General features: G+C 64.8%; 15 protein-coding genes and 1 pseudogene. 6 read left to right on the forward strand and 10 right to left on the reverse strand.

All coding sequences use genetic code 11. From position 1 onward, the window contains the following. The first annotated feature begins 157 nt into the window (after positions 1-157). Positions 158-2,299, forward strand: coding sequence for a flagellar biosynthesis protein FlhA (gene flhA / locus IVB36_RS26195; RefSeq protein WP_247393440.1), 2,142 nt, complete (start codon positions 158-160; stop codon positions 2,297-2,299). 294 nt (positions 2,300-2,593) lie between these two features. Then, positions 2,594-2,794, forward strand: coding sequence for a hypothetical protein (locus IVB36_RS26200; RefSeq protein WP_247294690.1), 201 nt, complete (start codon positions 2,594-2,596; stop codon positions 2,792-2,794). Between the two features lie 299 nt (positions 2,795-3,093). Here IVB36_RS26200 and IVB36_RS26205 read toward each other — a convergent pair whose 3' ends face one another. The 6 genes from IVB36_RS26205 to fliI form a co-directional block, all read right to left on the reverse strand. Continuing rightward, entirely contained in the window at positions 3,094-4,314 is a 1,221-nt protein-coding gene (locus IVB36_RS26205) for an FAD-dependent oxidoreductase (protein ID WP_247393443.1), read from the reverse strand. Positions 4,315-4,455: 141 nt separating this feature from the next. After that, entirely contained in the window at positions 4,456-5,415 is a 960-nt protein-coding gene (locus IVB36_RS26210) for an AraC family transcriptional regulator (protein ID WP_247393446.1), read from the reverse strand. Positions 5,416-5,766: 351 nt separating this feature from the next. Then, entirely contained in the window at positions 5,767-6,822 is a 1,056-nt protein-coding gene (locus IVB36_RS26215; protein ID WP_247372424.1) for an anti-sigma factor, read from the reverse strand. A 51-nt stretch (positions 6,823-6,873) separates the two neighbouring features. Continuing rightward, on the reverse strand, positions 6,874-7,419 hold the full coding sequence (locus tag IVB36_RS26220; RefSeq protein WP_018455718.1) for a sigma-70 family RNA polymerase sigma factor: 546 nt from the start codon (positions 7,417-7,419) through the stop codon (positions 6,874-6,876). 178 nt (positions 7,420-7,597) lie between these two features. Further along, complete coding sequence (gene fliJ / locus IVB36_RS26225) at positions 7,598-8,017, reverse strand: flagellar export protein FliJ (protein ID WP_007606301.1); 420 nt, start codon at positions 8,015-8,017, stop codon at positions 7,598-7,600. 121 nt (positions 8,018-8,138) lie between these two features. Beyond that, entirely contained in the window at positions 8,139-9,464 is a 1,326-nt protein-coding gene (fliI, locus tag IVB36_RS26230; RefSeq protein ID WP_018455719.1) for a flagellar protein export ATPase FliI, read from the reverse strand. 416 nt (positions 9,465-9,880) lie between these two features. Between fliI and IVB36_RS26235 the strand changes: the two genes are divergently transcribed. The 4 genes from IVB36_RS26235 to IVB36_RS26250 all read left to right on the forward strand — a co-directional run bounded on the left by IVB36_RS26235 (position 9,881) and on the right by IVB36_RS26250 (position 12,709). After that, positions 9,881-10,582, forward strand: a complete 702-nt coding sequence (locus IVB36_RS26235) for a response regulator transcription factor (RefSeq protein ID WP_007600544.1) — start codon at positions 9,881-9,883, stop codon at positions 10,580-10,582. 170 nt (positions 10,583-10,752) lie between these two features. After that, complete coding sequence (locus IVB36_RS26240; protein WP_018455720.1) at positions 10,753-11,157, forward strand: DUF350 domain-containing protein; 405 nt, start codon at positions 10,753-10,755, stop codon at positions 11,155-11,157. Between the two features lies 1 nt (position 11,158). Then, the gene (locus IVB36_RS26245) at positions 11,159-11,545 is read left to right on the forward strand and encodes a hypothetical protein (RefSeq protein ID WP_018455721.1); all 387 of its coding nucleotides are present in this window, start codon (positions 11,159-11,161) and stop codon (positions 11,543-11,545) included. Positions 11,546-11,548: 3 nt separating this feature from the next. Continuing rightward, positions 11,549-12,709 (forward strand): glutathionylspermidine synthase family protein, encoded by a 1,161-nt coding sequence (locus IVB36_RS26250; RefSeq protein WP_247372421.1) that lies wholly within the window; start codon positions 11,549-11,551, stop codon positions 12,707-12,709. 173 nt (positions 12,710-12,882) lie between these two features. On the opposite strand, the gene IVB36_RS26255 is transcribed toward IVB36_RS26250, so the two are convergent. The 4 genes and pseudogenes from IVB36_RS26255 to IVB36_RS26270 all read right to left on the reverse strand — a co-directional run. Next, entirely contained in the window at positions 12,883-13,755 is an 873-nt protein-coding gene (locus IVB36_RS26255) for a protein-glutamate O-methyltransferase CheR (RefSeq protein WP_247372419.1), read from the reverse strand. Beyond that, complete coding sequence (locus tag IVB36_RS26260) at positions 13,752-14,960, reverse strand: chemotaxis response regulator protein-glutamate methylesterase (protein ID WP_247372417.1); 1,209 nt, start codon at positions 14,958-14,960, stop codon at positions 13,752-13,754. The genes IVB36_RS26255 and IVB36_RS26260 overlap by 4 nt, the downstream gene beginning before the upstream one ends. Positions 14,961-15,035: 75 nt before the next feature. Continuing rightward, on the reverse strand, positions 15,036-15,401 hold the full coding sequence (locus IVB36_RS26265; protein WP_007600538.1) for a response regulator: 366 nt from the start codon (positions 15,399-15,401) through the stop codon (positions 15,036-15,038). A 72-nt stretch (positions 15,402-15,473) separates the two neighbouring features. After that, positions 15,474-15,600, reverse strand: a pseudogene (locus tag IVB36_RS26270) (chemotaxis protein CheW); the annotation flags it as partial.

A 15,600-nucleotide genomic window follows, 5' to 3' on the forward strand; every position in this document is an offset into this window, starting at 1 on the left:
GCAAGAATTGCCCAGTGGAGTCGAGTGTCGTCAGCCGCGTAGAACGGGAGCTCCCGTGGACGCCAGTGCGGTGCCTCACTTTCGGAACGGCGGCCCCTCGGCCGCCGCGCAGACATTTGGGGCGCGCGGACGGCAGTCGCGCGGAGGGGCAGCTACCATGGTCGACGTCACCGCAGGACAGGGCGTAGGCAGCACGAACGCCGGTTTCCCGACCCTTGCCGAAGTCGGCAACATCCTCAAGCGCGGCGATATCGCGCTCGCGCTCGGCGTTCTCACCATCCTGGTGGTGCTGATCCTTCCGCTGCCTGCGATAGTGCTGGACCTGTTCCTGGCGATTTCGATCACACTCTCGATCCTGATCCTGATGACGTCGCTGTTCATCCAGGCGCCGCTGGAATTCTCCGCTTTTCCGACCGTTCTGCTGATCTCGACCATGCTGCGGCTGTCGCTCAACATGGCCTCGACCCGCCTGATCCTGTCGCACGGGCACGAGGGCACGGATGCCGCCGGTCACGTCATCGAAGCCTTCGGCAGCTTCGTGATGGGCGGCAATTTCGTCATCGGCATCATCGTCTTCGCCATCCTGATCATCGTCAACTTCGTCGTCATCACCAAGGGTTCGGGCCGTATCGCCGAAGTCGCGGCACGCTTCCACCTCGACGCCATGCCCGGCAAGCAGATGGCGATCGACGCCGACCTCTCCGCCGGCCTGATCGACGAGACGGTCGCCAAGCAGCGGCGCAAGGATTTGGAGGACGAGAGCGGCTTCTTCGGCGCCATGGACGGTGCCTCCAAATTCGTCCGCGGCGATGCCATCGCCGGCCTCCTGATCGTCTTCATCAACGTCGTCGGCGGCATGATCATCGGCGTGGCGCAGCAGGGTCTGTCCTTTGCCGATGCCGGCCGCAGCTACACGCTGCTGACCGTCGGTGACGGCCTCGTCACCCAGGTGCCGGCGCTGATCGTTTCGACCGCGGCCGGCCTGCTCGTCTCCAAGGCCGGCGTGTCCGGCGCCGCCGACAAGGCGTTGATGAAGCAGTTCTCCGGATATCCGCAGGCGCTCGCGATGTCCGCGGCGGTCATGCTGGTGCTGGCGGCCCTGCCGGGCATCCCGACCCTTCCCTTCCTGGCGCTCGGCTCCGGCGCCGGTGCGCTCGCCTGGCACGCCCGCAACCGCAACCGGGCGACTGCCAGGGCTGAGGAAGTCGCGAAGACCGCACCTGCGCCCGGAACGCCGGGCGCAGCCGGCTCCGCTGCGGCGGAGGAGCCGATCTCCGCGGCGTTGAAGATCGACGATCTCAAGATCGAGCTCGGCTATGCCCTGCTGCCGCTGGTCAACGGCCCCGACGGCACCGATCGCCTCACCGAGCAGATCAAGGCGCTGCGCCGCTCGCTCGCGATCGAGATGGGTTTTGTGATGCCCGCCGTGCGCATCCTCGACAACGTCCAGCTCGAAGCCAACACCTACATCATCAAGATCAAGGAGGTCGACGCCGGCACCGGCAAGATCTGGCCGAACCAGTTCATGGTCATGGACCCCGGCGGCAGCCAGGTGCAGGTGCCCGGCATCCACACCACCGAGCCGACCTTCGGCCTGCCCGCGACCTGGGTCGATGCCAGCCTCAAGGAGGAGGCCTCGCTCAAGGGCTATACCGTCGTCGACGCCGCGACCGTGCTCTCGACCCACCTCACCGAGCTGCTCAAGGCCAACATGTCGGACCTGCTCTCCTATGGCGAGGTGCAGAAGCTGCTCAAGGAGCTGCCGAAGGAGCAGGGCGAGCTGGTCAAGGACATCGTGCCCGGACAGGTCACCGTCTCCGGCATCCAGCGCGTGCTGCAGCTGCTGCTCGCCGAGCGCATCTCGATCCGCGACCTCTCGACCATCCTCGAAGGCATCGCCGACTCGCTCGCCTTCTCGCGCAATCCGGCCACCATGGTCGAGCACGTCCGCGCCCGCCTGGCGCGGCAGATCTGTGCGCAGAACACCTCTTACAGCGGCTACCTGCCGCTGATCGCGCTGTCGGCCCGTTGGGAACAAGCCTTCGCCGAATACATTATCGGCCAGGGCGAGGAGCGCAGCCTCGCGATGCAGCCCTCGAAGCTGTCGGAGTTCATGACCGGCGTGCGCGACGCCTTCGAGCGCGCGGCGCGTGAAGGCGAGGCCCCGGTGCTGGTCACCTCTGCGGCAATTCGTCCCTTCGTGCGTTCCCTGGTCGAGCGGTTCCGGGCCCAGACGACCGTGCTGTCGCAGGCTGAAATCCACCCCAGGGCGAGGTTGAAAACGGTCGGAAGCATCTGATTTGCCTTAAGAAGCCGTGTGTTTTTTGGCCACAGGCAAATGGTTTTTCAGGTTTTGGCGCCTTGCCGATCGACGGCGGGCAAGGCGCTTGGCAGACACATTACAGCTTTGAAATAATTGCTAAATTGCACGATCAAGGGTCGTTTTCTGATCGCGGCTTCTCACGTCCTGTCACGCCCTTGTGATCGCCTCTTGGGAACGAATCCCCCAATACTAGGTTGTTGGGCACCGGAAGCATGAACCTGCCCAAGCACGCAGGCGACTACTTCGGGTAGATGGCGGCAGGAGCCTTCCATGAACCACTCGATTTACAGCGCAGATCGCTCGACCCACCTCAAGATCGTGGTTGTCGCGCTCGTTGCCGGCATCACGGTGGCGGGTCTCGGGATCACCGCGCGTACGAGTTCAGATGACGGCCTGACCCAGACCGCTCGCGTCATGAAGGCGGGCAAGCCGATCGCTATCACCAGCTCGAACGTTTCCCTCGTTCGCTAAGGAGATTTGAGTTTCAGGAATTCACGCGGCTCTTTATCAGCCCCCCAAAGTCGCCACGTGGATATGTAGACGACCCCAACCCCAAGTCGACTACAGAAAGCGCCCGCCCCCCACGGGCGCTTTCTCATGTCTGGGGTATGTCGTCACCGTGAGCGCACGCGCGTGCAGCTGCGTCATTGCGAGGAGCTCTTGCGACGAAGCAATCCAGAATCCCTCCGCAGAGACATTCTGGATTGCTTCGTTACGCTCGCAATGACGATGGAAAACGTACCGCCGTCATCCCGCAACAGGCACGGATACTACCGCGCCCCATACGTCGGCGGCGGCGCCTGCACGGTTGGGACTGCCGCAGCGAATAGCTCGTCCTTGCTGCCCGACAACGGCGGATAGATGCGCTTGCGGTTGATCGTCTGCTTGGTTGCCTTCGCGGCCGCGCCGGTGGCGCGGACTTCGCGGTCCCACCCTTCCGTATAGAGTGCGCCCCAGCCGCCGAGATCGAGCACGGTCACGTACCAGTCTATCCGCAGCGGCAGCATCGGCAGGCCCGCGAGATCGGCGACCACATTGTGGCCGGCGAAGCGGCCCATCGGACGCGCGAACTGGCAGGACATCACGGTCGGATGCAAGCCGTCGACCACGCTCGAGGCGACGTCGCCGGCCGCGAACACGCCGCCGGCATCCGCAACCCGCATCATGGGATCGACCAGAAGACGCCCGAGGCGATCGCGTGCGTCCGGAAAGCTTGCGGCCAAGGGGCTCGCGCGCATCCCGGCACACCAGATCACCGTCCGCGTCGGAATGAATTCGCCCGAGCTCAGACGCAGTCCGGCGGCCTCGACGGAGACGACGCGCACGCCGAGCCGCGTCTCGACGTCAAGCGAGGCCAACGCCGTCGCGATGACGGGACGCGCATGCGCGCCGATCGTGGCGCCCACCACCGGATTGGGATCGACCAGGATGATGCGGCGGCTGCCGGTAATGCCGGCGCGCGCCAGCCTGTCGGGCATCTCGGCCGCGACCTCGATGCCGGTGAAGCCGGCGCCGACCACGACGATCGTCGAGCGCCCCGGCGCGGGCACGCTGCGTCCGAGCGAGGTGAGATGATCCTCGAGGTGGCGCGCCGCTGAATAAGTGTCGACATCGAAAGCATGCTCGGCAAGCCCGGGAATGTCGGGACGCATCACTTCGCTGCCGAGCGCCAGCACCAGCCGGTCATAAGCCAGCGTCTCGTCGCCGCCTCCCGTGACCAGCGAAATCTCCCGCCGTGCCGGATCGATGGCTTCGACCTCGCCGATCCCGTGACTGACGCCGATCGGATCGAGCAGCTGCGGCAGCGGAAGCGCGACCTCGCTGAGATCGGCCTCGTAATTGCGGACGCGGATGTTGTGGTAGGGATTGCGATCGATGACACGGATCTCGATGTCACGGCCGGCCGCGCCGATCTCCTCGCGCTTGCGTGCGGCACCGATGGCCGCCCACAGACCTGCAAACCCGGCGCCGAGCACGACGATACGCGCCATGTCCGTTGACTGCATTTCCCAAGAGAGCGACGACGAAGCGACGAACGATCAAGCTGTCTGACCGCGCAGACAAATATAGCTCATCCTGCCGGATGGACCAACTGCGGTGGTACCGGCGCGCCGCACAAATTCTCGGTCGGCTCAGGCCTCGCGCAGTTCCGACGGCGTCGCGGCAAAGCGCTTGCGGAAGGCGCGGTTGAAATAGGACAGATCGGAGAAGCCAGACGAATGCGCGATGTCGCTGATCTTGCGGGTCCTGGCGCGGGGATCGCTGAGCAGCTTGCGCGCCTGCAGCAGGCGCTGCTCCAACACGAATTCGGTGAAGGTCGTTCCGGCCTGCTCGAACAGGCGCTGTGCCTGACGCGGGCTCAGGCCGGAGCGCGTAGCAATCTCGGACAGGCAGAGATCGTTGCGGCCAAGCGCAGCCATCACGTCGGCGCGCATGAGATCGAGACGGGCCGCCGCATGACCTCGCCCGCGCGCGAGACTTGCATGTTCGGCGTCGGTGCCGAGCAGCAGGCCGACGAGATCGACCATGTGCTGCGCGGTGAGGCGCTGGCCGACGGCATCGAGATGCGGCGCATGATGGGCGGCAAGGGAGTGGTAGCGCAAGATCGTCTCGGCGAGCGCGCCGTCCGAGAGCACTTGCGACAGCTTGTCCTCGGCGCGCGGATGGATCTCGAGCAGCGCGCGGCGCGGCATGCGGATGGTGGTGAAGCGATCTTCCTCGGTGTGGCCGACGGTGCCGGTGATGCCCATGTCGACGAGCACCATTTGCGCGGGCGCAAGCTCCACGGCATGGCCGTTCTGCCCGACGCGGACGAGGCCCGCATGCGCGGCGATCAGGACGAGATCGTCGCTGCCGTCGGCAAGATGGCTCTGGGTGCGTGAATATTGTGCGGAGGCGCCTTCGGGAATGGCGAGCGCGATATTGTCGACCACGCTGACTTGGAGCCGGCAATCGATGCTGTCGCCCCGGCTCGGCGCGATATCCAGGCCACAGGCCCCGAAAGTCCGCTCGCGCCAATGTTCGAAGGCCGGACCGTGTGGCAGCCCCGCATATTGGTGAATGAAGATGCCCGACGTTTTCGCTGCATCCATCTGATTTCTCGCCCCTCTCCGGCACCATGATTGGGGGGCGCCGACTGCAAATTCCGGGCATTTGACGCCGCGAAACGCGGAGAGGTTCAAATCGGGGGCGGATTCGGCGGAATTTGTCGGAAGACGACGCGGGACGGACCGTGGCGACAGAACCGATCAGGCATTGCCACCACATGTTGAAGCGTCCAATGCCCCCCGGGGTCGTCCTCGACAAGCGAGCAGAGCGAGCGCCGATCCAGGACCCATTACCTCGGGGATTGAGTGGTTGCTCACCCGTGTTGCCATCGCTCACTCTTGCAACAAGCTCTTGGGGCAATGGGTCCTGGCTTTCGCCAGGACGACAATGGAAACCTACTTCTTCGCGGGCGCCTGTGGCTGTGACGATGGCACGGTTTCGATCAGCTTGCCGGAAAACACCGGCGCCGAGGTCGGCTGGCCGTTGGGCGAACCGCCCGCCTGCTCGAGCGTGACGGCGTAGGTCGCGCCGTTGACAACGTCGGCATCGTACGAGCCGAGCACCGGTCGTGCGGTGAAATCGCCGGCGCCGATCACGCCGAGCGAACGCGGACGCGGCAGCTTGTCGGAGATCAGCCAGAGCTCGAAACTCTTGCCGGGCTCCGGTGTCGCGCCCACTTTACGCACCGTAAAGTTCTTGGTCGCGCCGTCGATGGTGAGGATGAAGGCGGGACCTCCGCCCTGGCCCTGCAACAGGGCGACATATTGCGACGACGCCGGGAGCGGCGCCGGTGTCTTCACCTCGACGGTCTGGATGCGCGGTACCGGTCGCAAGCCGCCCGGCAGCGCGTCGGGCAGGAAGATCTGAAGCGACAGCGTCACGAGCAGCGCGGCCGCGAGCGCGCCGACGGCGGATGCGATGGTGCGCCAGCGCTTCACGCGGCCCTCGAGCCGGATCACGTTGCTGTTGTCGGCAACCGGCGGCGGTGGCGCACGCGCGACCTCCGGGTCCGGCGCGTGGACCTGCGGCATGAATAGCGGCACGACGTCGGGAATCGCATCGGTCTCAAGTCGCGCCGGGGCAGGCTGCTCCGCTTCGGGAGGCGGCGGCGGTTGCTGCATATTCTCCGACGGCACCTGCGGAGGCACGGTGTCGGGCGAGGAATATTCCGGCACAGGTGGCGGCGGCGCTGCGTCCGGCAGTGCTGGCGGATCCTGCGCAAAGCCTGTCCGCGCGAGCTCGGACCTGATGTTCTCCCACACGATCGGCCGCGGCTCGATCGAGCCGACCATCTGGTTGAGGACGCCGAGCCGGAATGCCCACGCCTGCACGACATCGGCGAACGCCTTGTCCACCGCCATCATGGTCTCGACCTGCGCGCGCTCGCCGGCGTCGAGCGTGCCGAGCGCATATTCCGCGGCGAGCGCGATATGGTCCTCCGTATAGGCCATCACTTGCGGTCCAGACCCACCCTCACCGTATGAGCTCCCGTAGCCCGAATCTCATAGCCCGAGACATTCGCGAATATCCATCATGCTGCGCCGAAGCCACGTCTTCACCGTGTTGACGGGCGCCGCGAATTTCTCCGCCAATTGCTCGCGGCTCCAGCCGTTGTAATAGGCGAGAAGCACGAGCCTCTGACGGTCCGGCTCGAGCCGGCCGATACATTCCAGCAGCCGCTTCAATTCCTCGGTCATCTCCCTCCGCGCCAGCGGATCGGGGCTGTCGCTTGCGACTTCCATCGCCTGGGGCTCTTCCTCGATGGAGACTTCCGTCTTCTTGCGCACGATGTCGATGGCGCGGTTGCGCGCGATCGACGCCATCCATGTGATCGGCGACGCGAGAGCGGGATTGAACTGGCCGGCGCTGTTCCAGATCTTGACGTAGGTCTCCTGAATGACCTCCTCTGCGAGATCCTGTCGGCGCAAGATACGGAGCACGACGCCATAGAGTTTCGCGCGCGTGGCGACGTAGAGGCGCTCGAACGCGGCCTGATCGCCCTGCGCCATCGCCCCAATCAGCCCGACCAGCTCTGCTGGCGTCAGCATTCAGCCCCCCAATGCGCGGCCCGTCGCATTCCGCGCAGGCGCTGGCATTCCGCCACCATAGCGCGCGACAAAGCCGACCACCAAGGGGGCGCGGCGCCACACTGTGGACAGGGCATGCGAAAACCCGGACCTTGGGGTCCGGGTTCTGCAAATTCTCGCAGGTCTGGCGGCTAGCGTCTCAGGCGACGGCGCCCATGCGGGCACGCATCAGGCCGATGCTGTCGAGATCGGCCTGCTCGCGGGCGTTTTCCTCGGCGCGTTCGCGGGCCTGATCGCGCTCGTCAAGGAGCTCGACCTTCTTCAGCTCCTCGAAGGCTTCGGCCAGCGCAGCCTTGGCTTCGTCGAGCTGGCCCTTCAGCTCGTCGGCCGAGCGGGTCAGGTTCTCGCGACGCTGGATGGCAGCCTTGGCGTAGGTCGGATAGGCGAAGTGCGAGGGATCGTTGATCCCGGCGCGCTCCTGCTCGGTCGAGATCTCGCGTTCAAGATCGGTCGACATCCGCTGGAAGTCGGCGATCATGGTCTCGATCTGGGTGACCCGGCGGCGCTTCTCGTCGACCTGAAATTTCTTCAGGCGGATGAGTGTATCACGTGACTTCATCGACTCGTACTCCCCAGAAGTCCCTTGGCTGCACGTGGGACAACACCGGTCTCCCCACAGGCCCGACGGGGGCCAAGACCGGCTCTACTACTCTGTGGGATGGGATGATGACGGGACAAAGTTAGCGTTCCGTTTCCAAATCACCAAGGATTTGCGCCAACTGGCGGTAGCCGTCCGCCAGCGATGCATTTTCATCCTTGCGCTGGCGCAGGAAGGCCTCCAGCGGCTCGTGCAGGCGGATCGCCTCGTCGACCTCGGGGCTGGAGCCGGCGCGGTAGGCGCCCAGACGGATCAATTCTTCCATGTCGGCATAGGTCGCCATCACCGCCCGCGCCTTCTGGATGGTCGGCCAGAACTGCGGGTCGGCCGATTTCGGCATGGTGCGGGAGATGGATTTGAGGATGTTGATGGCGGGGTAGCGGCCGCGCTCGGCGATCGAGCGCTGCATCACGATGTGTCCGTCGAGGATGCCGCGGACGGCATCCGCAATCGGCTCGTTATGGTCATCGCCATCGACCAGCACCGTGAAGATCGCGGTGATGGCGCCCTCCCCGAGGCCCGGACCGGCGCGCTCCAGAAGCTTCGGCAGCTCGGTGAACACGGTCGGCGTGTAGCCCTTGGCGGTCGGCGGCTCGCCAGCGGACAGGCCGATCTCGCGCTGGGCCATGGCAAAGCGCGTCACCGAATCCATCAGGCAGAGGACGTCCTGCTCCTCGTCGCGAAAATACTCGGCGACCGCAAGCGTCAGATAGGCGGCCTGGCGGCGCATCAGCGCCGGCTCGTCGGAGGTCGCGACCACGACCACGGAACGGGCCAGGCCCTCCTCGCCAAGGTCGTCCTGCAAGAATTCCTGCACCTCGCGGCCGCGTTCGCCGATCAGCCCGATGACGCTGACGGCGGCATCGACGTTGCGCGCAAGCATCGACAGCAGCACCGACTTGCCGACGCCGGAGCCTGCGAAGATGCCCATGCGCTGGCCGCGGCAACAGGTCAGAAAGGTGTTCATCGCGCGCACGCCGAGATCGAGCGGCGCGCCGACGCGCTTCCGCGAGTGCGCCGGCGGCGGCGAATTGCGGTACGGCATCGGCGCCGGGCCCTGCGGCAGCGGCCCCTTGCCGTCGATCGGCTCCCCCAGCGCATTGACGACGCGGCCGAGCCAGGCCGCGCAAGGCCGCACCTGATTTGCGGCATTGGCGATGACGGCCTTGCAGCCGCGCCGTACGCCGTCCAGACCGGCGAACGGCATCACGACGGCGTTGTTGCCGGAGAAGCCGATCACCTCGCAGGGGATGGAACGGTTGCCGCCGGTCTCGATCACGAGCCGCGCGCCGACCGACATCGCATGGATCGGACCGGCGACCTCGACCATCAGGCCGCGCACGCCGACCACACGGCCATAAATATTGATGCCGTCAATGTCGCCGATCTGTTCGGCAAGAGCCTTCACAAGAGGGCCTTCATGAGGGTGATCGCCTTCATAATCCGGGGTTTCGTGGCGAGAACCTTAAGTTTCGCCATATTTCTGAACGGCGCTTAACTTCGTGTTTACCCGCATCGTTAATCATTGCGTCACTGTCTTTGTGACTGAGCGTGGCTCCCCTTCAGAAGAAGGCTGAGTCGCGAGAGTCGGTTAGGCCCGTCTCTTAAAGTGGAACTTGAACGCAACCGGATAACGAAAGCTGCTTCGCACACAAGACCTTAGGGCGATTCGACGAAAATTGCATCTACAGGGCTTGCGTTCCAGAATCAGAATTTGTTAACCATCTGTTGTCAGGATCCGAATCAGTTGTTCAAAGGCGTTTTGTTGTGTGCCGCGAATGCGGCCGACCTGACGCCCAGGAGCGGCGACTATGGGGAACTGGCATGCGCGTTTTGCTGATTGAAGATGACAGCGCCGTCGCGCAGTCGATCGAGCTGATGTTGAAGTCTGAGAGCTTCAACGTCTACACGACCGATTTGGGGGAAGAAGGCGTCGATCTCGGTAAATTATACGATTACGACATTATCCTTCTCGACCTCAACCTGCCCGACATGTCCGGCTACGACGTGCTCAAGCAGCTTCGGGTCTCCAAGATCAAGACACCCATTCTGATCCTCTCCGGCCTCGCCGGCATCGAGGACAAGGTCAAGGGTCTCGGCGTCGGCGCCGACGACTACATGACCAAGCCCTTCCACAAGGACGAGCTGGTTGCCCGCATCCACGCGATCGTGCGCCGCTCCAAGGGCCATGCCCAGTCGGTGATCCAGACCGGCGACCTCGTCGTCAACCTCGACACCAAGACCGTGGAAGTCGGCGGTCAGCGCGTGCATCTGACCGGCAAGGAATACCAGATGCTGGAGCTGCTCTCGCTCCGCAAGGGCACGACCCTCACCAAGGAAATGTTCCTCAACCACCTCTATGGCGGCATGGACGAGCCCGAGCTGAAGATCATCGACGTCTTCATCTGCAAGCTCCGCAAGAAGCTCGCCAATGCCTCCGAAGGCCGCAACTTCATCGAGACCGTGTGGGGCCGCGGCTACGTGCTGCGCGAGCCGCACGAGGTCGAAGAGCGCATCCCCGCCTGATCCTGGGTTTTACCCGCGAGCCCTTCGGGGCTTGCTCCTCCCAGCCTGGACCCCGCCGCAAATGGCGGGGTTTTGTTTTTTGGGGACGCGAACGGGGCCTCATCGTCCTTGCGCCGTTGAACCGCTATCCTTCCCCCGCCGACGAATGGTCGCTGCACGATGGGGGAACGATGATCCTGCAATCACTGGCCGGCCTGCCCGCCTTCCTGGTCTATTTCTGCACCGGGCTGATCGCGATCGTGGCGTACCTGTTCGTCTACACCCGCATCACGACGCATAACGAATTCCAGCTGATCCGCGACAACGATCCGGCTGCGGCGATCGCACTCGGCCTCAGCCTGCTCGGCTTCGTGGCGCCGCTTGTCAGCGCGATCGCGCATTCGGCCAATGTGCTGGACTGCCTGATCTGGGCGATGATCGCGCTGATCGTCCAGATCGTCGTGTTCTTCCTGGTGAGAGTGCCGGTGCCGAACCTGTCGGCGCGGATTGCCGCCGGCGAACTTGCAGCTGCCATCTGGCTCGGGCTGTCCTCGCTCGCCGCAGGCCTGCTCAACGCCGCCTGCATGATCTACTGACATGACCGACAAGCGCTCCAAAAAGGAGTTCGGCAAGCGCCGGCCGGCGGCCGGACCGCCGCCTGCACAACAGCCGGTGAAGCGCTCCGGCCATGTCGCGCTGCTGGTGATGGGCACGATCGCGGTCGGCACCACCGCCTACACACTGATGCCGCGGCAGAATTGCGAGCCCTCCCCTGCCGGCATGGACCCGGCGGTGCAAGCGAGCACCTCGTGCAGCAGCAGCCGCAGCTCCTCCAGCGGCGGCGGCAGTTCGTCGCGATCGAGTTTCTTCAGCAGCGACTCCTCGAGCCATTCCTCGTCCGGAACGTCGTCCGATTCAGGCTCCGGCGGCGTGAGCCGCGGCGGCTTCGGCTCGTTTGGCCATGGCTTCTCCGGCGGCGGCTGACCCATGCAACGCATCGTCTGCCCCGAGCGCGACGACTGGCGGCAGACCGCCGAACAATGCGGCTTCGCCTTCCACACCATCGACGGTGAGCGCTATTGGGACGAGCGCGCCTATTACGCCTTCACGCTCGACGAGATCGAGCGTGGCATCGAGGCGCCGACCGGCGAGATCGACGCGATGTGCCTGGAGCTCGCCGGCCGCGTGATCGGCGACGAGCGCCATCTGCAGCGCTTGAAGATACCGGAGGCGTTCTGGAGCCTGATCGCCGAGAGCTGGGCACGAGACGACCGCAGCCTCTATGGCCGGCTCGATCTGAAATTCGACGGCAAGGGACCGGCAAAGCTGCTCGAATACAACGCGGATACGCCGACCTCGATTTTCGAAGCCGCGGTCTTTCAATGGACCTGGCTCGAACAGGCGATCGAACGGCGCATCATCCCGTCGCGGGCCGACCAGTTCAACTCCATCCACGAACGATTGATCGAAGCCTGGAAGCAGATTGCCGCTAGCCGCCACGTCCATCTCACCGGCACCACGGGCAATGAGGAGGACGCCGGCACGCTCGCTTATCTCGAAGATACCGCGCGCCACGCGGGACTGACGACCACGCTGCTCGACATCGAGGCGATCGGCTGGCGCAATGATACCGGCGGCTTCGTCGATCTCGGCGACCGCGACATCACGCTCGCCTTCAAGCTCTATCCTTGGGAATGGATGTTCCACGACGCCTTTAGCGCAAAGCTCAAGGATGCACAGACACGCTGGATCGAACCGCCGTGGAAGGCGGTGCTCTCCAACAAGGGCATCCTGCCGCTGCTCTGGGAGATGTTTCCGAACCATCCCAATCTGCTACCGGCGTTCTTCGAGGACGATCCGCGGGCAGCCGAGCTCGGCAGCTCCTATGTGCGCAAGCCGCTGCTGTCGCGCGAAGGGGCCAATGTCACGCTGGTGTCTGGTGGAATGCCGCTCGACGAGCAGGCAGGCCCCTACGGCGCCGAAGGATTCGTGCGGCAGGCGCTCGCGCCGCTGCCGAATTTTTCCGGCTTCTATCCCGTGATCGGAAGCTGGCTGGTGGATCACGAACCCTGCGGCCTGTCGATCCGCGAGGACGAAAGCCCGATCACCGGCAACGGCTCGCGGTTTCTGCCGCATGCGATCTTGTGAGGTGCGCTCTTCATTCCTTCTCCCGTTGTGGGAGAAGGTGGCGCGAAGCGCCGGATGAGGGGTTCTATCCGCGAGTTCAAGTGTCGGTGGGCTCGCGGATAGAACCCCTCACCCGTCTCGCCGCTACGCGGCGAGCCACCCTCTCCCGCAAGGGGAGAGGGGAAGAACGCATCTCACCGCGCCGCTGCTACCTTCAATGACGGCGGCATCAATCCACCCATCGGGCGCCCGGAGCGCGTCGGATTGAGCTGATAGAGGCCACGACGATCGGCGATCGGGCGGAACGCGTCGGTAATTCCGACGACGGATTCGGCGGCGCCCAACAGCAGCGTGCCGTCGGCTTCCAAAACCTTCGCCATGCGCTCGAAGATCACGGCCTTGGTGTCCTGGTCGAAATAGATCAGCACATTGCGGCAGAAGATCACGTCGAACGTGCCGAGATGGGAGAAGTCCTGCAACAGATTGAGCTGGCGGAACTGCACCATCGCGCGAATGTCGGCATTGAGCTGCCAGACTTCGCCCGCTTGCGTGAAGTATTTCATCAGGTGCTGGATCGGCAGGCCGCGCTGCACCTCGAACTGGCTGTAGACGCCGGCCTTGGATTTCTCCAGCACCTCCTGCGACAGATCGGTGGCGACGATCTCGATGCGCCAGCCGGCGAAGGCTACGCCCATCTCCTTCACGCACATCGCAATCGAATACGGTTCCTGTCCCGTCGACGACGCCGCCGACCAGATGCGCAGCGACTTGCGCGCTGCGCGCGCCCGAAGCAGTCCCGGCAGGATCGTTTCGCGCAAGTGATCGAACGGGATCTTGTCGCGGTAGAAGAAAGTCTCGTTGGTGGTCATCGCTTCGACCACATCGCTCGCAAGCCGTCCGTCGCCATTCCTGATCTTCAGCACGAGATCGGGAATCCCGGCGAGGCTCGCCTTGCGGGCCAGCGGCAGCAGCCGGCTCTCGACCAGATACTGCTTGTCCGGGGAGAGATCGAGGCCGGAGCGCTCTTTCAGGAATTTGCGCAGATAGTCGTAGTCAACCGGCGTCACGAGCGGTCTCCTGCGAACAGGCGATTGACCCGGGCGCCGATCTGGTTGAGCGGCAGGATCGCCGCACAGATGCCGGCATTGGCCGCTGCGCCCGGCATGCCCCAGACCACGCTGGAAGCTTCGTCCTGCGCGATCACGCTGCCGCCGGCGGCGACGATGTCCTTGCCGCCGCGCATGCCGTCCGAGCCCATGCCCGTCAGGATCACGGAGAGGATGGCGCCATGCCAGATGTCGATGGCGGAAGTGAACAGCGGATCGACCGCGGGCTTGCAGAAATTGACGGCGGGACCGTCGTCGAGCGCGATCGCCACGTCGGCGCCGCTACGCACGACGCGCATGTGCTTGCCGCCCGGCGCAAGATAGATGCGGCCCGGCTTCACCGGCTCGCCATCCACCGCCTCGGCCGCCGGCTTGCGGCTCGTGCGTGCCAGATGCTCCGCGAGAATGGTGGTGAAGGTGGGCGGCATGTGCTGGGTGATCAGCACCGGGACACGGTCGATCACGGGACCGAGCTCGGCGACGAGCGCCATCAGCGCCTGAGGACCGCCGGTCGATGAGCCGATCAGCAGCACCTTCGGGGCCTGGGTCGAAAACGGACGCGTGGACAGCACCGAGGACGACGACGGCGCATGGACGGCCGGAGCGGCCGCGGACGCGGCAGGCCGCGCGACAACCGGCCCACGTGTCGCCGGAGCCGGGCTTGCGGTTGCGGGCGCGAGCGGCGGGCTCGCAACCGCGGCCTTGCGGCGCAGCCGTGCGCCGAGGTGGCGGATTTTCTGGATCAGGTCGTGATGGAAGATGTCCGCAGCCGAAGCCTCGCGCGTCGATTCAGGCTTCGGAATGTAGTCGGCGGCGCCGAGCGACAACGCTTTGAAGCTGATCTCCGCGTTGCGGCGGGTCAGCGTCGAGGCCATGATGATGACGAGATCGCGCTTCTTCGCCAGGAGTTGCGGCAGCGCCGAGATGCCGTCGAGCTCGGGCATTTCGATATCGAGCACGGCAACATCGGGATTGATGCGTTCGATCTGGTTGACCGCCTCGAGCCCGGTGCGCAGCGAGGCCGCGACCTCCATGTCGTGCTCGGCGCCGATCCAGCGCGAGATCAGACCGCGGATGACGACGGAGTCATCGACGACCATCACCCGCAACGGTCCGGCTTCCCGCGACGAGCCCGGGGTCGAATTACCTGCGAACGCAACACTCATTACTCACCAACTCAGACTGAAACGGTCAGTTGAAAACAAACGCCGAAGGAGCCGTTCAGCCTCCAGGGCGGTCGCTCAGATAAGGCCGACTTCCTGGAATTTCGCCGTCACGATGTCCTTGTCGAAGGGCTTCATGATGTACTCGTTGGCGCCAGCGTGCAGCGCGCGCGCGATATGCGCGACGTCGTTCTCGGTGGTGCAGAACACCACCTTGGGCTGGTCGCCGCCGGGCATGCGCCGGAGATGGCCGAGGAACTCATAGCCGTCCATCACCGGCATGTTCCAGTCCAGCAGCACCGCATCGGGCAAGCCGCGCTTGCAGGCCTCCAGCGCCTTCTCACCGTCCTCGGCTTCGAGGATCTGGAAGTCGAGGCCCTCCAGGATCCGGCGCGCAACCTTGCGGATGACGCTGGAATCATCAACGACGAGACAAGTTCGCATGTGAACCTCTGCTTCCCCCCCTTTTGCGGGGGCACTTCCAATTGCAGGTACGTCGGCGGATGTGCCGGCGTATCAGGCCGCCATCATATCGGGCGCGAGCTCGAGGACGCGATCGACGTCGAGGACGACCATGAGCTGGCCGTCGAGACGGTGGACACCGCCGGCGAGCTTGGCCATGCGGGGGTCGAGATTGACGGGG

The sequence above is a fragment of the Bradyrhizobium sp. 35 genome, from assembly GCF_023073215.1.
In the GTDB taxonomy this organism is placed as follows: Bacteria; Pseudomonadota; Alphaproteobacteria; order Rhizobiales; family Xanthobacteraceae; genus Bradyrhizobium; species Bradyrhizobium canariense_D.